Source organism: Bradyrhizobium sp. HKCCYLRH3097, assembly GCF_051167875.1.
Taxonomy (GTDB): Bacteria; Pseudomonadota; Alphaproteobacteria; order Rhizobiales; family Xanthobacteraceae; genus Bradyrhizobium.
On sequence record NZ_JBNPTX010000019.1, the window covers coordinates 1 to 17,070 of the forward strand.

Here is a 17,070-nt window from a genome sequence, read left to right on the forward strand (position 1 = left end):
CAGCGATTGATCTGCGCGACCCCAAAACTGTCAACTATGTCCCCGAACAGGTGTAAGCTATGTCTCCGGGCTGAACAGCAGCGAAGCAATCCAGGGCCGGGTTGGGACTCTGGATTGCTTCGTCGCTTCGCTCCTCGCAATGACGCGCGGAAAGATCGGGTATCTTACGACACGACCTCGGCGGTGACGCGGCCGACGCCGGCGCGGGTCAGGCCGATGGCGCGGGCTGCGCCGGTCGACAGGTCGAGCACCCGGCCGCGGATGAACGGGCCGCGGTCGTTGACGGTGACGATGACGCTGTTGCCGCCATGGGTCACGCGCAGCTTGGTGCCGAACGGCAGCGAGCGGTGAGCGCAGGTCATCGCGTTGGCGTTCATGCGCTGGCCGGAGGCGGTGCGGCTGCCGGACTCGTTGCCGTAGTACGACGCCATGCCGGAGAAAGTGCGGCCGGTGCCGGACGACGGCGTGACCGCTGCGTTGGAGTTCATCCACGAGGAGCCGTTGGACGACCATCCGTTCGAAAACGAGTCGGGCGCGGGCTGAGCAGCATGACGCGCCATGTGATGATGGTGGTGGCGAGCGTGGTGATGGTGGTGCCTGGACCGGGCCGAGGCTTCGGTGGCGCTGCCGCCGACGATCAGCGTCACGGCAACAGCGAGCGCGGTGCGCGAGCCGGCGATCTTGCCAGCCGAGAGGTTCTTCAGTTTCAGCATCTATGTCCCTCGAACAGTATTGCCGCGTTCTGCGGCCAGTGGACCCCCGTCAGGTGTTGAGGCGCGCGCCGTTTGGTGGGGCAATGAGGCGTGAGTGGGGCAGTAGAAATTGTTCCGCTCTGATCGAAACATCTTGCGTCGCGGTCTACTCATCACGGAAAATTCCGTAATCCACTGCGTTAACGCTTGATTAACGATCAAATACTTCGAAATACTGTTGAGTTAAGTTCTCACTTAGGATGCCAAGATGTCAGCAAGTAATGTCGGTGCGGGCTGGTCGGCGGCCGCCGGGCACCGCCGACGGGAGTCAAGGCCAAACCAGCATGGCGGCCATGCAGCAACAGCTGGAACCTTGCGCTGAGTGACTGGTATCGGGGGCGGGGCGCGCGCGGGCGGCCATCAGCGAGTCCGTTGGACCGCGTGTAGGCTCCGACCGCGGCGCGGCAACAAGGTGCCGAATAGCGGGCCGCCGCTTGTTGCGGCTGCGCGTACGCTATGTTAGCAAAGCGCCGCTTTTCGTGATCAAGCTGCTCTCGCGGCGATCGAAAATCAAAGTCCTGCTTGAATTCCAAGGGCTTAGCTGGTTTGCGCCGCAGCGGCGCGCCGGTGTCCCTCTTGTGGGTTGGGCGCATATAAAAAGAGCACGTCTGTGGCTGCTGAAGATCCCTCCGTATCCGGTGTGTCCGGTCGTTACGCGACGGCCCTGTTTGAACTGGCCCGTGACGAAAAGTCCGTCGATGCGGTCAAGGCCGATCTCGACAGGTTCAATGCCCTCCTCGATGAGAGCGCCGATCTCAAGCGCCTCGTCCGCAGTCCGGTGTTCGGTGCGGACGTGCAGCTCAAGGCGCTGAATGCCGTGCTCGACAAGGCCGGCATCGCCGGTGTCGCCGCCAACGTGCTGCGCGTGCTGACCGCCAACCGCCGCCTGTTCGCGGTGACCGACGTGATCCGCGCCTTCAACGCGCTGGTCGCCAAATACAAGGGAGAGGCCACGGCCGACGTCGTCGTCGCCGAGCCGCTCTCCGACAAGAATCTCGACGCCTTGAAGGCCTCACTGAAGACGGTGACCGGCAAGGACGTCGCGCTCAACGTGAAAGTCGATCCAGCGATTATCGGCGGGCTCGTCGTCAAGCTCGGCAGCCGCATGATCGATAGTTCGCTTCGCACCAAACTCAACTCGATCAAGCACGCGATGAAAGAGGCAGGCTGATGGACATCCGCGCCGCGGAAATTTCCGCGATCCTCAAGGACCAGATCAAGAATTTCGGGCAGGAAGCCGAAGTCACCGAAGTCGGACAGGTGCTGTCCGTCGGTGACGGTATCGCCCGCGTCTACGGTCTCGACAACGTCCAGGCCGGCGAGATGGTCGAGTTCGAGAACGGCACCCGCGGCATGGCGCTGAACCTCGAGACCGACAATGTCGGCGTCGTCATCTTCGGCGCCGACCGCGAGATCAAGGAAGGCCAGACCGTCAAGCGCACCCGCGCCATCGTCGACGCTCCGGTCGGCAAGGGTCTGCTCGGCCGCGTCGTTGACGCGCTCGGCAATCCGATCGACGGCAAGGGCCCGATCCAGGCCACCGAGCGCAAGCGCGTCGACGTCAAGGCCCCCGGCATCATTCCGCGCAAGTCGGTGAACGAGCCGATGTCGACCGGCCTCAAGGCGATCGACGCCCTGATCCCGGTCGGCCGTGGTCAGCGCGAGCTGATCATCGGTGACCGTCAGACCGGCAAGACCGCGATCGCGCTCGACACCATCTTGAACCAGAAGCCGCTGAACGTCGCTGGCGCTCCCGAGAGCCAGAAGCTGTACTGCGTCTATGTCGCGATCGGCCAGAAGCGCTCCACCGTCGCTCAGTTCGTGAAGGTGCTCGAAGAGCAGGGCGCGCTGGAGTATTCGATCGTCATCGCCGCCACCGCGTCCGATCCGGCCCCCATGCAATATCTGGCCCCGTTCACCGGCTGCACCATGGGCGAGTACTTCCGCGACAACGGCATGCACGCCGTCATCATCTATGACGATCTGTCGAAGCAGGCCGTCGCCTATCGCCAGATGTCGCTGCTGCTGCGCCGTCCGCCGGGCCGCGAGGCCTATCCGGGCGACGTGTTCTATCTGCACTCCCGCCTGCTCGAGCGCGCCGCCAAGCTCAGCAAGGACCATGGTCTGGGGTCGCTGACCGCGTTGCCCGTCATCGAGACCCAGGCCAACGACGTGTCGGCCTACATTCCGACCAACGTCATTTCGATCACCGACGGCCAGATCTTCCTGGAGACCGATCTGTTCTTCCAGGGCATCCGTCCCGCCGTGAACGTCGGTCTGTCGGTGTCGCGCGTCGGCTCCTCGGCCCAGACCAAGGCGATGAAGAAGGTCGCCGGCAAGATCAAGGGCGAGCTGGCGCAGTACCGCGAGATGGCGGCCTTCGCGCAGTTCGGCTCCGACTTGGACGCCTCGACCCAGCGCCTGCTCAACCGCGGCGCACGCCTGACCGAGCTCCTGAAGCAGCCGCAGTTCTCGCCGCTGAAGATGGAAGAGCAGGTCTGCGTGATCTGGGCCGGCACCAACGGCTATCTCGATCCGCTGCCGCTCAACAAGGTGCGCGCCTTCGAGGACGGCCTGCTGTCGCTGCTGCGCGGCAAGAATGCCGACCTGCTCAACGCGATCCGCGACAGCAAGGATCTGTCCGACGACAGCGCCGCCAAGCTGAAGGCGGTCGTCGAGGGCTTCGCCAAGACCTTCGCCTGATCGCGAGGTCGTGGCCGGCTCCGGCCGGCGATCCACGCCCTTCGGGGTGGGACAACGTGACATCTCATGCCCGGCGCCAGGCCGGGCATGACCAATCTCAGGGTTGAGCGGTCGGGTCTTCAACGGATCGGCCGCCGGGGTGAGCTAGACGAACAATGGCGTCACTGAAAGACATGCGGGTCCGCATCGCCTCGACCAAGGCGACGCAGAAGATCACCAAGGCCATGCAGATGGTCGCCGCCTCCAAGCTGCGCCGCGCGCAGCAGGCGGCCGAAGCGGCGCGTCCCTATGCCGAGAAGATGGACGCCGTGATCTCCAACATCGCGAGCGCCACCATCGCCTCCGCCGGCGGCCCGAAGCTGTTGGCGGGCACCGGTCGCGATCAGGTGCACCTGCTGCTGGTCTGCACCGGCGAGCGCGGCCTGTCTGGCGCGTTCAACTCCTCGATCGTCCGCCTGGCGCGCGAGCGTGCGCTCGCCCTGATGAACCAGGGCAAGGAGGTGAAGTTCTTCTGCGTTGGCCGCAAGGGTTATGAGCAGCTTCGCCGCCAGTTCGACAAGCAGATCGTCGAGCACATGGACCTGCGCTCCGTACGCCAGATCGGCTTCGCCAATGCCGACGAGATCGCCAAGAAGGTGATTGCCCGCTTCGAGGCCGGCGAATTCGACGTCTGCACCCTGTTCTACTCGCGCTTCCGCTCGGTAATCGCGCAGATCCCGACCGCTCAGCAGATCATTCCGCTGGTGGTCGAAGCGCGCCCGGCCAATGCGGCGCCGCTGGCGCCTTACGAATACGAGCCGGAAGAGGACGAGATCCTGGCTGGACTGCTGCCGCGCAATCTCGCGGTGCAGATCTTCCGCGCACTGCTCGAAAACAACGCCTCGTTCTACGGTGCGCAGATGTCGGCCATGGACAACGCCACGCGCAACGCCGGCGAGATGATCCGCAAGCAGACGCTGATCTACAACCGCACGCGTCAGGCGATGATCACCAAGGAACTGATCGAAATCATTTCGGGCGCCGAGGCGGTCTAGCCGGATCGCGCAGCGCCCGTTGAAGCGCAACCCAGGAACATATCCCGGTCGAGCCGACCGTGGTTTCGTATACGGATCGTAAGGAGAGACACTCAATGGCTACCGCAGCCAACCAGATCGGTCGCATCACCCAGGTCATCGGCGCCGTCGTCGACGTGCAGTTCGAAGGTCACCTGCCGGCCATTCTCAATTCGCTCGAAACCAAGAACGCCGGCAACCGCCTGGTGCTCGAAGTGGCCCAGCATCTCGGCGAATCCACCGTGCGCACCATCGCGATGGACACCACCGAAGGTCTGGTCCGCGGCCAGGAGGTGACCGACACCGGTTCGCCGATCCAGGTGCCGGTGGGCGTCGGCACGCTCGGCCGCATCATGAACGTGATCGGCGAGCCGATCGACGAGGCCGGTCCGGTCGAGGCCGAGGGCCTGCGTCCGATCCACGCGGACGCGCCGAGCTACACCGACCAGTCGACCGAAGCCGAGATTCTCGTCACCGGCATCAAGGTCGTCGACCTCTTGGCTCCCTACGCCAAGGGCGGCAAGATCGGTCTGTTCGGCGGCGCCGGCGTCGGCAAGACCGTGCTGATCCAGGAGCTCATCAACAACGTCGCCAAGGCGCACGGTGGTTATTCGGTGTTCGCCGGCGTCGGCGAGCGTACCCGTGAAGGCAACGACCTCTATCACGAGTTCATCGAATCCAAGGTCAACGCCGATCCGCACAATCCCGATCCGAGCGTCAAGTCGAAGTGCGCGCTGGTGTTCGGCCAGATGAACGAGCCGCCCGGCGCCCGCGCCCGCGTCGGCCTGACCGGCCTCACCGTCGCCGAGCACTTCCGCGACCAGGGCCAGGACGTGCTGTTCTTCGTCGACAACATCTTCCGGTTCACCCAGGCCGGCTCGGAAGTGTCGGCGCTGCTCGGCCGCATCCCCTCGGCGGTGGGTTATCAGCCGACGCTCGCCACCGACATGGGCGCGCTGCAGGAGCGCATCACCACCACCAACAAGGGCTCGATCACCTCGGTGCAGGCCATCTACGTGCCGGCCGACGACTTGACCGACCCGGCGCCGGCGACCTCGTTCGCGCATTTGGACGCCACCACCGTGCTCAACCGCGCGATCTCGGAAAAGGGCATCTACCCGGCGGTGGACCCGCTCGACTCGACCTCGCGCATGCTCTCCCCGCTGGTCGTCGGCGAGGAGCACTATCAGACCGCGCGTCAGGTCCAGCAGATTCTGCAGCGCTACAAGTCGCTGCAGGATATCATCGCCATCCTGGGCATGGACGAGCTGTCGGAAGAGGACAAGCTGACCGTGGCCCGCGCCCGCAAGATCGAGCGCTTCCTGTCGCAGCCGTTCCACGTCGCCGAAATCTTCACGGGATCGCCGGGCAAGTTCGTCGACCTCGCCGACACCATCAAGGGCTTCAAGGGCCTGTGTGAAGGCAAGTACGACCACCTGCCGGAGGCCGCCTTCTACATGGTCGGCAACATCGACGAGGCGGTCGAGAAGGGCAAGAAGCTGGCCGCTGAGGCAGCCTAAGGGCGAATAGGGAGCAGCGAATAGACGAGCTGTTCGCTGCTTCCTCCTTCACTACTCGCCATTCGCTATTCGCTATTCGCAGGTTTCCCAATGGCTACTTTCCATTTCGATCTCGTCTCGCCGGAAAAGATCGCCTTCTCGGGCGAGGTCGACCAGGTCGACGTTCCCGGCCAGGAGGGTGATTTCGGCGTGCTCGCCGGGCATGCGCCGTTCGTGGCGACGCTGCGGCCGGGTATCCTGACGGTGACATCAGGCGGATCGCAGCAGAAGATCATCGTGCTCGGCGGCCTTGCCGAGATCTCGGACAAGGGTCTGACGGTTCTCGCCGACGTCGCCACGTCGCTGAAGGAGCTCGACCAGACCGCTTTCGCGGCCGAGATCGCCGGCATGGAATCCAAGCTGAACGAGAAGCAGGGCAACGAGCTCGATCGCGCGATCGAGCGGCTCGATCACTTCAAGACGATCCAGCAGCAGCTCAATACGACTGCGCTGCATTGATCCCACCGCACGACGTATGAATGAACGTTCATGGCCGGGCTCTGCCCGGCCATTTTCGTTTGGGGCTCGAACGTCGTGCGCCGGTCGATGACTACTTCAAGGGAGGCCGGTTGCATGCTCACCGATCTGACGGCATGCTCCCGGCCAATCCAGCGGGCGCGGTGACATGGCAGGACAGATCGTCTTGAAACGCAAGATCGCGGCGATTTTCGCCGCCGATATCGCCGGCTATTCGCGCCTCGTCGCGGAGGATGAAGAAGAGACGCTACGGCGACTGGCGGCCTATCGCGAGGTCGTTGACGACTTCATCGCGCGAGCCGGCGGCCGCATCTTCAACACCGCTGGCGATGCGGTGCTCGCGGAATTTCCCAGCGCGGTCGAAGCGGTGCGTTGCGCGATCGACATCCAGGAGAGCCTGCGCACGCGCAACATGGCCTATCCGCCGAGCCGGCAGATGAGCTACCGCATCGGCATCACCATCGGCGACGTCGTCGAGCGCGACGGCGATCTGCTCGGCGACGGCGTCAACATCGCAGCACGCCTCGAGGGCCTCGCCGACGTCGGCGGCATCTGCATCTCGCGCGCCGTCCATGAGCAGGTCGCCAACAAGCTGTCGGTGCAGTTCGCCGACATGGGCGCGCGGGAGGTCAAGAACATCCCGACCCCGGTGCACGCCTATCGCGTGGCGATGCGCCGCGAGGACGGCACCTACGCGCCGCCGGAAGAAAAGAAGGTCGCCCGCGGCGGCGGGCTCCGCCTGATCTGGCGAATTGCGGCCGCCGTGGTTGCGCTCGGAGCCGTCGGGATCGGGACCGAACTCTATCTGGATTATCGCGATCCGCACCCCGCGCAGCGCGATGCCGCCAAGGCGGCGGCGGAAGCGCTGGCCCGGCTGTCGGCCACGCCGGCTTCGCCGTCCTCGGTCCCGTCTTCATCTCCATCCCCCGCGCCGACGCAGTCATCCGTCGCCAGGCAGACGGCCGACTCGCCGCAGCCGCAACAGTCGCCCTCGCCTTCATCCTCCGTCGCCGCCGAGAAGTTTGCACCTGAAGCCGTGCCGTTCGTGAGCGAGCGGACCCGCATTGCGCTGGCGCGCGACTACGTGCCGGCACCGGATCACAAGGCGTTCGCGACCACGATCAACGGCGTCAGCGCCTATGTCACCGGACAGGCGAGCGACGACGCGGCGAAATCGGCTGCGCTGGAGCAGTGCCAGAAGCGCGCTGAAAATGCGAACGGACCGCGCCAATGCGAGCTCTATGCCGTCGGCGACAATGTCGTCTACGTGCACAGCAAGCCGCCGTTGCCGCCGCAGCCCTGGGTGCGCCACGACCCGATGACCGAGCGCGCCTTCAGCGCGGCAGAGATGCCGCTGGTGCGCGATACAGGCCGGGCCCGGCTCGAAGCGAACTACGGCACGGCGCGTCGGACCAAGGCCATCGCGCTCGGGCCCGGCGGGCAGTTCTTCTACAGCGTCGGCGGCGACCTCGTCGACGATGTGGTTCGCCGCAATCTGGAAGCCTGCGGTGCCCAGGCGGGCACCGCCTGCATCATCGTTGCGCTCGACGATGCCTTCGTGGTGCCGATACCGACGGTGATGAAAGCCACCGGCTTCTTCCGCGCGGCCATCCATCAGGCGATCGCCCCGGAGGCGCGCGAGGAGGTGGCGCGACGTCTCGAGGCCGCGACGTCGGGCTGGAATGCAGTCGCGGTCGGAACGGCCGGCCACCCCGGCTTCGGCCTCAATGGCGACCGTGAGGAGACGGCGATCGGCGGCGCGCTGGCCGACTGCGCCACGCGCGACAACGACTGCCGGGTGATTGCGATCGGGCCGTTCACGGTCGAGGACAATTAGGCCGGCGAACTCTCGCGACATCGCCTTTCCGAGGCGCGCGGAGCGTCGGCCCTTGAATGACGAAGAGCCCCGCGCTTCGACGTAGATCAGTCGCCAACGTTGGCGAGATGCGCAAAAGCCTGCGCCACCGCGCGATAGACCTCGCGGCGAAACGGCACCACCAGCTCCGGGACGCGCGCCAGGCGGTCCCAGCGCCAGGCGTCGAACTCGGCCGGCTGGCCGTTGCGCGGCGTCACCGGATCGATGTCGGCGTCGCGCCCGGTGAAGCGCATCGCGAACCATTTCTGGCGCTGGCCGCGAAAGCGCGCGAGCCGGTGGTTCGGATCCTCGAATGGCGGAAATTCGTAAGTCAGCCAGTCGGTCTCGCCGAGGATGTCGGCGTCGCGAATGCCGGTCTCCTCCCACAGCTCCCGCCGCGCTGCCGCCTGAAGATCCTCGCCGGGGTCGACGCCGCCCTGCGGCATCTGCCATTCGAGCCCGGGCAGCACGATCTCCGGCCCGTCGTCGCGAAAGCGGCGTCCAAGGAAGACGAGCCCTTCGGCGTTGAGCAGCGCGATACCGACATTCGGACGATAGGGTCTGGTCTCGGTCATCCTCGAATCCATGAGCTGTCGTTCGCATGGCAGTGCATCATGACGGCATCGTCGCGACGCATCTGCAGAGATTCCCTGCAGCTCCTGCGCAGAAGCGGACTAGCGGATGTCGGGTACCGCGTCGAGGGCGGGGATCGCGATTCAATCGCCTGCGAGCGGAGCGAATTCCTTGACCACGCGCTCATAGACCGGCCGCTTGAACGGCACGATCAGCCCCGGCAGGTTCTTCATCGGCTCCCAGCGCCAGCTGACGAATTCCGCCTTGTGGTGGCCGCCGCCGGGGCGCTCGACATCGATCTCGGCATCGGCCCCGGTGAAGCGCAGCGCGAACCATTTCTGGCGCTGGCCGCGATAGCGCCCCTTCCAGGCACGGCCTGCGACCGTGCGCGGAATATCGTAGGTCAGCCAGTCGCCGACCTCGGCCAGCTTCTCGACGGAGCGCACGCTGGTCTCTTCATACAGCTCGCGCTTGGCCGCCTCCCAGGCATCCTCGCCGGGATCGACGCCGCCCTGCGGCATCTGCCAGACATGGGTGTCGTCGACATGCTCGATTCCGCCGGCGCGGCGACCGATGAAAACCAGCCCCTCCGAATTGATCAGCATGATGCCGACGCAGGTGCGGTAAGGCAGGTCCTCGTAGCGCGTCATTCCGGTCTCGGCCTTCCTGCGGGGACCCCTGCGCCTCGCTGCGCAGGCCTCCCGCTGTCTCGTCGCCAGTCGGGCCGGCGCACGTTCGTTCAGTTCGATTTTGATTTCAGCATCGCGGTTGTCAATGGCACCAGCAGAATGCCCTTGCGGTCGAGCCCCTTGATCCAGGTGCCGATGCGGTCGATCGAGGCCGGCAGCGCCGAGGCGGTCCCGACGGCGACGCCACGTTCCTTGGCCAGGCTTTCGAGCTTGGTGAGCGCATTGTCGATCTCGACCGGGGTCGGCACCGCGTCGATGGCGACGTCGCCCTTCGCGAACGGCATCGCGAGCCCCGTGGCCAGCGAGGCCGCCACGCTGCGCGGGGCTGCGCCATCGTCGAACAGGGCCAGACCGCGCTTGGCGGCCTCGTTCACGATCGGCTGCATCGCCGCTTCCGTTGCGACGAAGCGCGCACCCATGAAGTTGCCGATGCCGACGTAACCCTGCAGCCGGCTCATGTGCCAGAACAGCCGGTCGATGTTCTGGTCCGGTCCGAGTGTTGCGAGCAGCGTCTGCGGACCCGGATCGTTGTCGGGATAGTCGTAGGGCTCCATCGGGACCTGCAGCAGGATCTCGTGGCGCTGCGCCCGGGCGCGCTCGGCGAGCTTGGTCGGATCGGAGCCATAGGGCGTGAAGGCCAGGGTGACCGCCGGCGGCAGCTTCATGATCGCGTCCGCTGTCTTGGCGGCGCCGACGCCGAGACCGCCGATCACGATCGCGACGGCCGGCATGCGCGCCGCCTTGGCGCGGTCGGCCTCGGCCGCATAGGCAGTGAATGGCTTCAGCCCGTCGGCCATCACCGGGATCATGCCGTAGCGCGACTTCTCCAGCAGCCGCGGGTCCACGCCGGGCATCTGGCTCGCGGGCGGGGCCGATCCAGGCTCTGCCGTCTCGCCACCGGCACCGATCGCGACCTCCTGGCGGGCGCCACTGGAGCCGTCGATGATGGTGACCGTCTTGCGCTCGCCGGCCTCCTGCTTGGCCGCGGGGGCCGCGCCGTGGTCGGCCTTTGCGTCTGGCTTGCCATCCGGCTTGGCGGCGGCCTTGTCGTCGGTGGGCTTTGCGCCCTCGTTGATCGCGACGCGGGCGACCGGCTCGCCACCGAGCGGATTGTCGTTGAACATCGCAAAGCCGGCAAACACGACCAGGAACAGCCCCAGCAGCATCGCGAGGGCCTGCAGGGCCGTGAAGGGAAGCCGAATGCGGCGCCTGCGACGCTTTTCCGTCTGCCCGAGCGGGGCGCTCAGCTCGTCGGCCGTCTCTGTCATCGAAATTCCCGAATCAATCGGGTCGACGATACCACGGCGGGGATTCGGACGCAGGGCCGGTGTCCGCAAGCCCGTAGATCGGCGGAGCGGCAAACCAAGAAGCCGTCCAAAAAGGAAGGGCGGCCCGGAGGCCGCCCTTCAAACCTGATTCGCGTCGGTCGGCTGCCGCTCAGTTGGCGACCTCAGTTTGCCGCCTTGGCCGGCTTGTCGGCCGCGGCCTTCTCGGTCGGCGCCGGGGTGTTGGCGCTGTTCTTGATGCCGTGGAGCAGGTCGGCGGCCATTTTGAGCGCCTTGTCGTCCTTGGTGTCCGGCGGCACGTAAGACTGCGAGCCGGTCTTCTCGTCGCCGTCGTTCTTCAGATGGCCGCGCAGCGACGCCTCGCCCTTGGTGTCGGTGCGCGACTTCAGCTCATCCGGCACGTCCTGCAGCACCTCGATGTCGGGCACGATGCCCTTGGCCTGGATCGACTTGCCCGACGGCGTGTAGTAGCGCGCGGTGGTCAGCCGCAGCGCGCCGTTGCCGGCGCCGAGCGGGATGATGGTCTGCACCGAGCCCTTGCCGAACGAGCGGGTGCCGACCAGCGTCGCGCGCTTGTGATCCTGCAGCGCGCCGGCCACGATCTCCGACGCCGACGCCGAGCCGCCATTGATCAGCACGATGACCGGCTTGCCCTTGGTCAGGTCGCCCGCATGTGCCGCGCGGCGCTGCGTCTCCTCGGCATTGCGGCCGCGGGTCGAGACGATCTCGCCGCGCTCCAGGAACGCGTCGGAGACGGTGACCGCCTCCTCGAGCAGGCCGCCCGGGTTGTTGCGCAGGTCGATGATGTAGCCCTTCAGCTTGTCACCGATCTGGTTCTGCAGGTCGGCGATGCTCTTCTTCAGGCCCTCGGTGGTCTGCTCGTTGAAGGTGGTGATGCGGATATAGGCGATGTCGTCGCTCTCGGTGCGCGAGCGCACCGAGCGGACGCGGATGTTGTCGCGGGTCAGCGTCACGTCGAGCGGATTGTCGGCGCCCTTGCGCACGACCTTCAGCTTGATCTTGGTGCCGACCGGACCGCGCATCTTCTCGACCGCCTGGTTGAGGGTCAGGCCCTGCACGGCTTCGTCGTCGAGATTGGTGATGATGTCGTTGGCCTGGATGCCCGCCTTCGAGGCCGGCGTATCGTCGATCGGCGACACCACCTTGATCAGGCCGTCTTCCATCGTCACCTCGATGCCGAGGCCGCCGAACTCGCCGCGGGTCTGCACCTGCATGTCGCGGAAGCTCTTCGCATCCATGTAGCTCGAATGCGGATCGAGCCCCGAGAGCATGCCGCTGATCGCGGACTCGACCAGCTTCGAATCGTCGGGCTTCTCGACATAATCGCTGCGCACCCGCTCGAACACGTCGCCGAACAGGTTGAGCTGGCGATAGGTATCGGCGGTCGCGGCGCGCGCCGTCGATCCCATCAACACCGCGCGCGGTTGCGAGACGAACAGGGTCAATGCCGCACCGGTGGCCGCGCTCAGGAGAATTACCGAAGTCTTACGCATCATCCGCGTACCTTTTCGCCTTCATTTGCGGCCCACCATGGGCCTGGATCGATTGGAGTGCCGTCCTTACGGAACTCGACATAGAGCACTGGTTGACTCGCGTTGGTAGCGAGAATGGAGGCAACCTGGGAGCTGTTACCCATGATCGCGACCGGCTCTCCCGTCTGAACAAACTGCCCGATGTTGACGGAAATGCGCTCCATCCCGGCGATCAGGACATGATACCCGCCACCGGCGTTGAGGATCAAGAGTTGTCCGTAGCTACGGAAGGGACCCGCATACACAACCCAGCCATCACACGGGGTTGTGACCTGAGCCCCTGGCCGGGTTGCCAAAGAAATGCCTTTATCCGAGCCGCCCGCACCGTCCGATGCGCCAAATTCGCGGATCTTGGTGCCGTTGACAGGAAACGTCAGCATGCCCTTGGTCGAGGCGAACGCGATCGCGGGCGCCTTGCGGCCCGGGTTGCGCAGCGCATTCGCGTCCGGCTTGCTGTTGACCGGCACCCCCTGCAGGCTCGCCGTCGAGGCAGCCTTGGCCGCGCTCTTGAGGTCCAGCTCCATCGTCGTGATCAGTCCCTGCAGCGAGTCGATCTGCTGCGCCAGCACGGCGGCGCGCGCGCTTTCGGCTTCCATGTCCTTCTCGGCCGAGCTCTGCTTGCGCTGGCGTTCCTCCACCAAGGCGGCGAGACGGGTCTGATCGGTGCGCAGCCTGTCGCGGTCGCCGGCGAGCTTGTCGCGTTCGCTGGCGATCGTCTTGCGGATGGCGACGAGCTCGCCGAGATCGGTCGAGAGCTTCTCCGCTCGGCTGCGCATCTCGGGGATCACCGAACCCAGCAGCATCGCCGTGCGCAGGGATTGCAGCGCGTCCTCGGGACGGACCAGCAGGGCCGGCGGGGTGCGGCGGCCGGCGCGCTGCAGTGCGGCCAGAACCTCGATGATCTCCGAGCGCCGCGCTTCCAGCGACGTCCGCAGATCCTGCTCGCGGCCGTCGAGCCCGCGCAGCCGCGTTTCGGCCTCGCCAACCCGCACTTCGACGCTACGCACCTGCGCCGCGACGTCGATCAGCTGCTGATTGAGCTTGCCGCGATCCTCGCCGAGCGCGGCGATGTCGGCCTTCAACCGCTCCTGGGCCTCGGCGGCGGCCTTCTGGGCGGCGCGGGCGGCCTCGAGCTCCTGTTCGCGCTGCTTCAACTGCTCCGGGGTGGCCGGCGTCGGTGACGCGGTGCCGGGGATGGATGGCCGGAGTCCGCTCTGCGCCAGCGCCGGACATCCGGAAAAGACCACCACGAGCGCGACGAGCGACGCGCGGCAGGACCGGCCGCTGCGGACAGGTCTTGGGAAGCAGGAGAGGGGCCGCGCAGCGAACATCGAGGTCCTTATTGTGCTCCCATCGTCCCTTGTTCAAGCGCGGTGATAGGGGTGACCGGCAAGGATCGTAGCAGTACGGTAAATCTGCTCGAGCAGCAGGACGCGGACGATCTGGTGCGGCCAGGTGGCGGCGCCAAACGCAACCCCAAGCTTGGCTCTGCGCCGCAAATCGGGCGAAAGTCCGTCGGCGCCGCCGATTGCGAAGACGGCAGCCGGAATGCCTTCGTCCCGCCAGCGCCCAAGATAACCCGCAAAAGTTGTACTGTCGACGTTCCGGCCACGCTCGTCGAGACAGACGAGCACGGACTTGTCGGGGATCGCCGCCGATATCGCGGAGGCCTCCTCGGTCATGCGCGTCGCCGCATCGCGCGCGCGGCTTTCCGGGATTTCATGGATGTCGAGGCCGCGAAAGCCGAGCTTGCGGCCGATGTCGTCGAAACGCTCGCGGTAGCGCTCCGCGAGCTCCCGCTCGGGACCCTGCTTCAACCGGCCGATGGCGACCACGATCAGGCGCATGCGCACCCGACTAGCACGTGCGCCGTACGATTCGCACCCGCCGCGGCGTGGGACCGCCTAGACCGCCTTGGCCGGGTTCGGCCCTTGGGTCCACAATCGCTCGAGATTGTAGAACTCGCGAACCTCGGGTCGAAACACGTGCACGATCACGTCGCCGGAATCGATCAGCACCCAATCGCAATTGGGCAGGCCCTCGATGTGGAGTTTCTTGGTGCCGGCTTCCTTCAGGCCCTTGGCGACGTTTTCCGCGATCGATCCGACGTGCCGGTTCGAGCGGCCCGTAGTAATGACCATGTAGTCGGAATACGCCGATTTGCCGTGAAGATCGATCGTGACCGTCTCCTCCGCCTTCATGTCTTCGAGGCGGGAGAGGATCGTGCGCAGGGTCTTGTCGGCGTCGGGTTGCGCCTGCAAGGCCGCATCTTGGGTCGACGTCTTACGCGCTGACTTGGCCGTCGCCGACTTGGTAGTCGTTGCCTTCGTCTTCGGTAAGGCCGACTGGGACAATACAGATGTGGTCAGGGACCATTCCTTTCACTGTATCGCAGGCCGAATCCAACCCGGCCTGCTGACCATATTAGGCATGTGGGGTTAAGGGTTTCAACAATCCAGTACCCCGGTCGTCCGGCCCGACACCGTCCAGGCCGTCCCCGCTTCGGACCGTAGCGGAGACGGCAAGTTCCATGCATATCCGATGCCGCGCGCGATGGCGAACGCGCGGCCTTTCAGAACGACTTCCAACTGCCGTCCGGGTTCCTCAGGCCCGTCGAGGACAGGCTGAGCTTGAGGCCGGTGAGGTAGACCCAGGCTGGAGCGGCGCGGTCGGCCAGACGGCTGGCTTGCGCTTCGGGAATGCGATACCGCGCCAGGGCGCGTGCGGCGGGCGCGTTCAGGGCGCGGAAGCTGCGGGGCGGACGATCGACCACGGCCATCGGAACCTGGGCCGCGATGTGCCGCCACTTCTGCCAGCGATGGAACTGCGCGAGATTGTCAGCGCCCATGATCCACACGAAGCGCAAGCGCGATGCACGCCGGCGCAGATAATCGATCGTGTCGGCAGTGTAGCGGGTGCCGATGACGGATTCGAGACAGCTGATCTCGATGCGCGGATCGGCGGCCACCTTGCGCGCCGCCTCGGCGCGTTCGGCCAGCGCATGCAGCCCGCCATTGTTCTTGAGCGGATTGCCCGGTGTCACCAGCCACCAGACACGGTCCAGCTGCAGCCGCTTCAGCGCGAACAGGCTGATCGCGCGGTGCGCCTGGTGCGGCGGATTGAACGAGCCGCCGAGCAGGCCGATGCGCATGCCATCACTGTGGGGCGGCAGCGCCTGGCGGATCGCAAGGCGCATGGCTGTGGCGTCGGTCACGGCTGCCCCCGCCTGCTGCTCGTGCAACTCAACCACAGGATGCGGCCGTCATGGCCGCGTCTGCCCGGTGCCGTGGATGCGATATTTGAAGCTGGTGAGCTGCTCGACGCCGACGGGGCCGCGCGCATGGAACTTGCCCGTGGCGATGCCGATCTCGGCGCCGAAACCGAACTCGCCGCCGTCGGCGAACTGGGTCGAGGCGTTGTGCAGCACGATCGCAGAGTCGACCTCGTTGAGGAACTTGTCGGCGGCCGCATTGTCATCGGTGACGATCGCGTCGGTGTGGTGTGAGCCGTGCGCGTGGATGTGGGCGATCGCGCCCTCCACGCCGTCGACGACCTTCGCGGCGATGATCGCGTCGAGATATTCGGTGTCCCAGTCCTCGTTGCTGGCCGGCTTCACCCGCGCATCGGCCGCGCACACGACCTCATCGCCCCGCACCTCGCAGCCGGCGCCAATTAGCATGTCGACCAGCGGCTCGATCTTGTCGGCGGCCGCGCGATCGACCAGCAGCGTCTCTGCCGCGCCGCAGACGCCGGTGCGGCGCATCTTGGCGTTCAGCACGATCGACTTGGCCATCTCCAGGTCGGCGGCGCCGTCGACATAGACGTGGTTGACGCCTTCGAGATGCGCGAACACCGGCACACGTGCCTCGGCCTCGACGCGGGCGACGAGGCTCTTGCCGCCGCGCGGCACGATGACGTCGACGCCGCCGTTCAGGCCGGACAGCAGCAGGCCCACGGCGGCACGATCGCGCGTCGGCACCAGCGTGATCGCCGCGTCTGGCAGGCCCGCCTCGCGCAGGCCTTCGACCAGGCATTCGTGAATGGCGCGGCAGGAGCGGAACGAGTCCGAGCCGCCGCGCAGGATCACCGCATTGCCGGACTTCAGGCACAGCACGCCGGCATCGGCCGCCACGTTGGGGCGGCTCTCGAAGATCACGCCGATCACGCCGAGCGGCACCCGCACGCGCTCGATGGTCATGCCGTTCGGCCGCTGCCAGCTCTCGGTGACGATGCCGATGGGATCGGCGACCTCGCGCACAGCGGCGATGCCGTCGGCCATCGCGGCGACGCGGGCCGGGGTCAAGGTCAGGCGATCGAGGAAGGAGGAAGTGATGCCGGCGGCCTTGGCCTCGACCACGTCCTCGGCATTGGCGGCGATGATCGTGTCCGCGCGGGCCCGGATCAGCCGCTCCATCGCCTCCAGCGCCCGGTTCTTCTGCGCGGCCGGTGCCAGCGACAGCACGCGCGCGGCGGCGCGCGCCTGCTTGGCGAGGTCGTTCATCAGCGCAGGCAGATCGGCGCTGCCGTCGATGGCTTTCAAAGGCGCGGTCATGGGCGTTTCAACCTTGAAT

The 17,070-nt window shown here is 66.2% G+C and carries 16 protein-coding genes; 6 read left to right on the top strand and 10 right to left on the bottom strand.

Annotated features, from left to right (window positions below; translation table 11 throughout):
* Positions 1-164 precede the first annotated feature (164 nt).
* The gene (locus tag ACQR0U_RS31095) at positions 165-713 is read right to left on the bottom strand and encodes a septal ring lytic transglycosylase RlpA family protein (RefSeq protein ID WP_434842417.1); all 549 of its coding nucleotides are present in this window, start codon (positions 711-713) and stop codon (positions 165-167) included.
* A gap of 649 nt (positions 714-1,362) precedes the next feature.
* Between ACQR0U_RS31095 and ACQR0U_RS31100 the strand changes: the two genes are divergently transcribed.
* The 6 genes from ACQR0U_RS31100 (at position 1,363) to ACQR0U_RS31125 (ending at position 8,380) form a co-directional block, all read left to right on the top strand.
* Complete coding sequence (locus ACQR0U_RS31100; RefSeq protein WP_315715934.1) at positions 1,363-1,923, top strand: F0F1 ATP synthase subunit delta; 561 nt, start codon at positions 1,363-1,365, stop codon at positions 1,921-1,923.
* Positions 1,923-3,455, top strand: coding sequence for a F0F1 ATP synthase subunit alpha (gene atpA, locus ACQR0U_RS31105; RefSeq protein ID WP_315715935.1), 1,533 nt, complete (start codon positions 1,923-1,925; stop codon positions 3,453-3,455). Before ACQR0U_RS31100 ends, atpA begins: the two co-directional genes overlap by 1 nt.
* 155 nt (positions 3,456-3,610) lie before the next feature.
* Complete coding sequence (locus ACQR0U_RS31110; RefSeq protein ID WP_315715936.1) at positions 3,611-4,489, top strand: F0F1 ATP synthase subunit gamma; 879 nt, start codon at positions 3,611-3,613, stop codon at positions 4,487-4,489.
* Between the two features lie 95 nt (positions 4,490-4,584).
* Entirely contained in the window at positions 4,585-6,027 is a 1,443-nt protein-coding gene (atpD, locus tag ACQR0U_RS31115) for a F0F1 ATP synthase subunit beta (RefSeq protein WP_315715937.1), read from the top strand.
* Between the two features lie 90 nt (positions 6,028-6,117).
* Positions 6,118-6,525 carry a F0F1 ATP synthase subunit epsilon gene (locus ACQR0U_RS31120; RefSeq protein ID WP_315715938.1) on the top strand — a complete coding sequence of 136 codons (408 nt, stop codon included), beginning with the start codon at positions 6,118-6,120 and terminating at the stop codon, positions 6,523-6,525.
* Positions 6,526-6,691: 166 nt separating this feature from the next.
* Entirely contained in the window at positions 6,692-8,380 is a 1,689-nt protein-coding gene (locus tag ACQR0U_RS31125; protein ID WP_316200559.1) for an adenylate/guanylate cyclase domain-containing protein, read from the top strand.
* Between the two features lie 86 nt (positions 8,381-8,466).
* Here ACQR0U_RS31125 and ACQR0U_RS31130 read toward each other — a convergent pair whose 3' ends face one another.
* From ACQR0U_RS31130 to ACQR0U_RS31170, 9 genes are all read right to left on the bottom strand, one after another.
* Positions 8,467-8,973 carry an RNA pyrophosphohydrolase gene (locus ACQR0U_RS31130; protein WP_315715940.1) on the bottom strand — a complete coding sequence of 169 codons (507 nt, stop codon included), beginning with the start codon at positions 8,971-8,973 and terminating at the stop codon, positions 8,467-8,469.
* Between the two features lie 141 nt (positions 8,974-9,114).
* Positions 9,115-9,621, bottom strand: a complete 507-nt coding sequence (locus tag ACQR0U_RS31135) for an RNA pyrophosphohydrolase (protein WP_315715941.1) — start codon at positions 9,619-9,621, stop codon at positions 9,115-9,117.
* Positions 9,622-9,710: 89 nt separating this feature from the next.
* Positions 9,711-10,928, bottom strand: coding sequence for a divergent polysaccharide deacetylase family protein (locus ACQR0U_RS31140; RefSeq protein ID WP_434842415.1), 1,218 nt, complete (start codon positions 10,926-10,928; stop codon positions 9,711-9,713).
* Positions 10,929-11,110: 182 nt separating this feature from the next.
* Positions 11,111-12,463 (bottom strand): S41 family peptidase, encoded by a 1,353-nt coding sequence (locus ACQR0U_RS31145; RefSeq protein ID WP_315715943.1) that lies wholly within the window; start codon positions 12,461-12,463, stop codon positions 11,111-11,113.
* Positions 12,460-13,830: a murein hydrolase activator EnvC family protein gene (locus ACQR0U_RS31150; protein WP_315750646.1), complete on the bottom strand. Its 1,371-nt coding sequence runs from the start codon at positions 13,828-13,830 to the stop codon at positions 12,460-12,462. The genes ACQR0U_RS31145 and ACQR0U_RS31150 overlap by 4 nt, the downstream gene beginning before the upstream one ends.
* A 33-nt stretch (positions 13,831-13,863) precedes the next feature.
* The gene (gene rlmH, locus ACQR0U_RS31155) at positions 13,864-14,346 is read right to left on the bottom strand and encodes a 23S rRNA (pseudouridine(1915)-N(3))-methyltransferase RlmH (protein WP_315715945.1); all 483 of its coding nucleotides are present in this window, start codon (positions 14,344-14,346) and stop codon (positions 13,864-13,866) included.
* 57 nt (positions 14,347-14,403) lie between these two features.
* Positions 14,404-14,760, bottom strand: coding sequence for a ribosome silencing factor (gene rsfS / locus ACQR0U_RS31160; protein WP_315715946.1), 357 nt, complete (start codon positions 14,758-14,760; stop codon positions 14,404-14,406).
* A 311-nt stretch (positions 14,761-15,071) separates the two neighbouring features.
* Complete coding sequence (locus tag ACQR0U_RS31165; protein ID WP_315716185.1) at positions 15,072-15,695, bottom strand: nicotinate-nucleotide adenylyltransferase; 624 nt, start codon at positions 15,693-15,695, stop codon at positions 15,072-15,074.
* 66 nt (positions 15,696-15,761) lie between these two features.
* Complete coding sequence (locus ACQR0U_RS31170; protein ID WP_315825784.1) at positions 15,762-17,051, bottom strand: glutamate-5-semialdehyde dehydrogenase; 1,290 nt, start codon at positions 17,049-17,051, stop codon at positions 15,762-15,764.
* Between the last annotated feature and the right edge of the window lie 19 nt (positions 17,052-17,070).

Excerpts from the sequence above, each read along its gene's own strand:
- ACQR0U_RS31095 (WP_434842417.1), bottom strand. The coding sequence starts at position 713 with ATGCTGAAACTGAAGAACCTCTCGGCTGGCAAGATCGCCGGCTCGCGC.
- atpA (WP_315715935.1), top strand. The coding sequence starts at position 1,923 with ATGGACATCCGCGCCGCGGAAATTTCCGCGATCCTCAAGGACCAGATC.
- ACQR0U_RS31110 (WP_315715936.1), top strand. The coding sequence starts at position 3,611 with ATGGCGTCACTGAAAGACATGCGGGTCCGCATCGCCTCGACCAAGGCG.
- atpD (WP_315715937.1), top strand. The coding sequence starts at position 4,585 with ATGGCTACCGCAGCCAACCAGATCGGTCGCATCACCCAGGTCATCGGC.
- ACQR0U_RS31120 (WP_315715938.1), top strand. The coding sequence starts at position 6,118 with ATGGCTACTTTCCATTTCGATCTCGTCTCGCCGGAAAAGATCGCCTTC.
- ACQR0U_RS31125 (WP_316200559.1), top strand. The coding sequence starts at position 6,692 with ATGGCAGGACAGATCGTCTTGAAACGCAAGATCGCGGCGATTTTCGCC.
- ACQR0U_RS31130 (WP_315715940.1), bottom strand. The coding sequence starts at position 8,973 with ATGACCGAGACCAGACCCTATCGTCCGAATGTCGGTATCGCGCTGCTC.
- ACQR0U_RS31135 (WP_315715941.1), bottom strand. The coding sequence starts at position 9,621 with ATGACGCGCTACGAGGACCTGCCTTACCGCACCTGCGTCGGCATCATG.
- ACQR0U_RS31140 (WP_434842415.1), bottom strand. The coding sequence starts at position 10,928 with ATGACAGAGACGGCCGACGAGCTGAGCGCCCCGCTCGGGCAGACGGAA.
- ACQR0U_RS31145 (WP_315715943.1), bottom strand. The coding sequence starts at position 12,463 with ATGATGCGTAAGACTTCGGTAATTCTCCTGAGCGCGGCCACCGGTGCG.
- ACQR0U_RS31150 (WP_315750646.1), bottom strand. The coding sequence starts at position 13,830 with ATGTTCGCTGCGCGGCCCCTCTCCTGCTTCCCAAGACCTGTCCGCAGC.
- rlmH (WP_315715945.1), bottom strand. The coding sequence starts at position 14,346 with ATGCGCCTGATCGTGGTCGCCATCGGCCGGTTGAAGCAGGGTCCCGAG.
- ACQR0U_RS31165 (WP_315716185.1), bottom strand. The coding sequence starts at position 15,695 with ATGCGCCTTGCGATCCGCCAGGCGCTGCCGCCCCACAGTGATGGCATG.
- ACQR0U_RS31170 (WP_315825784.1), bottom strand. The coding sequence starts at position 17,051 with ATGACCGCGCCTTTGAAAGCCATCGACGGCAGCGCCGATCTGCCTGCG.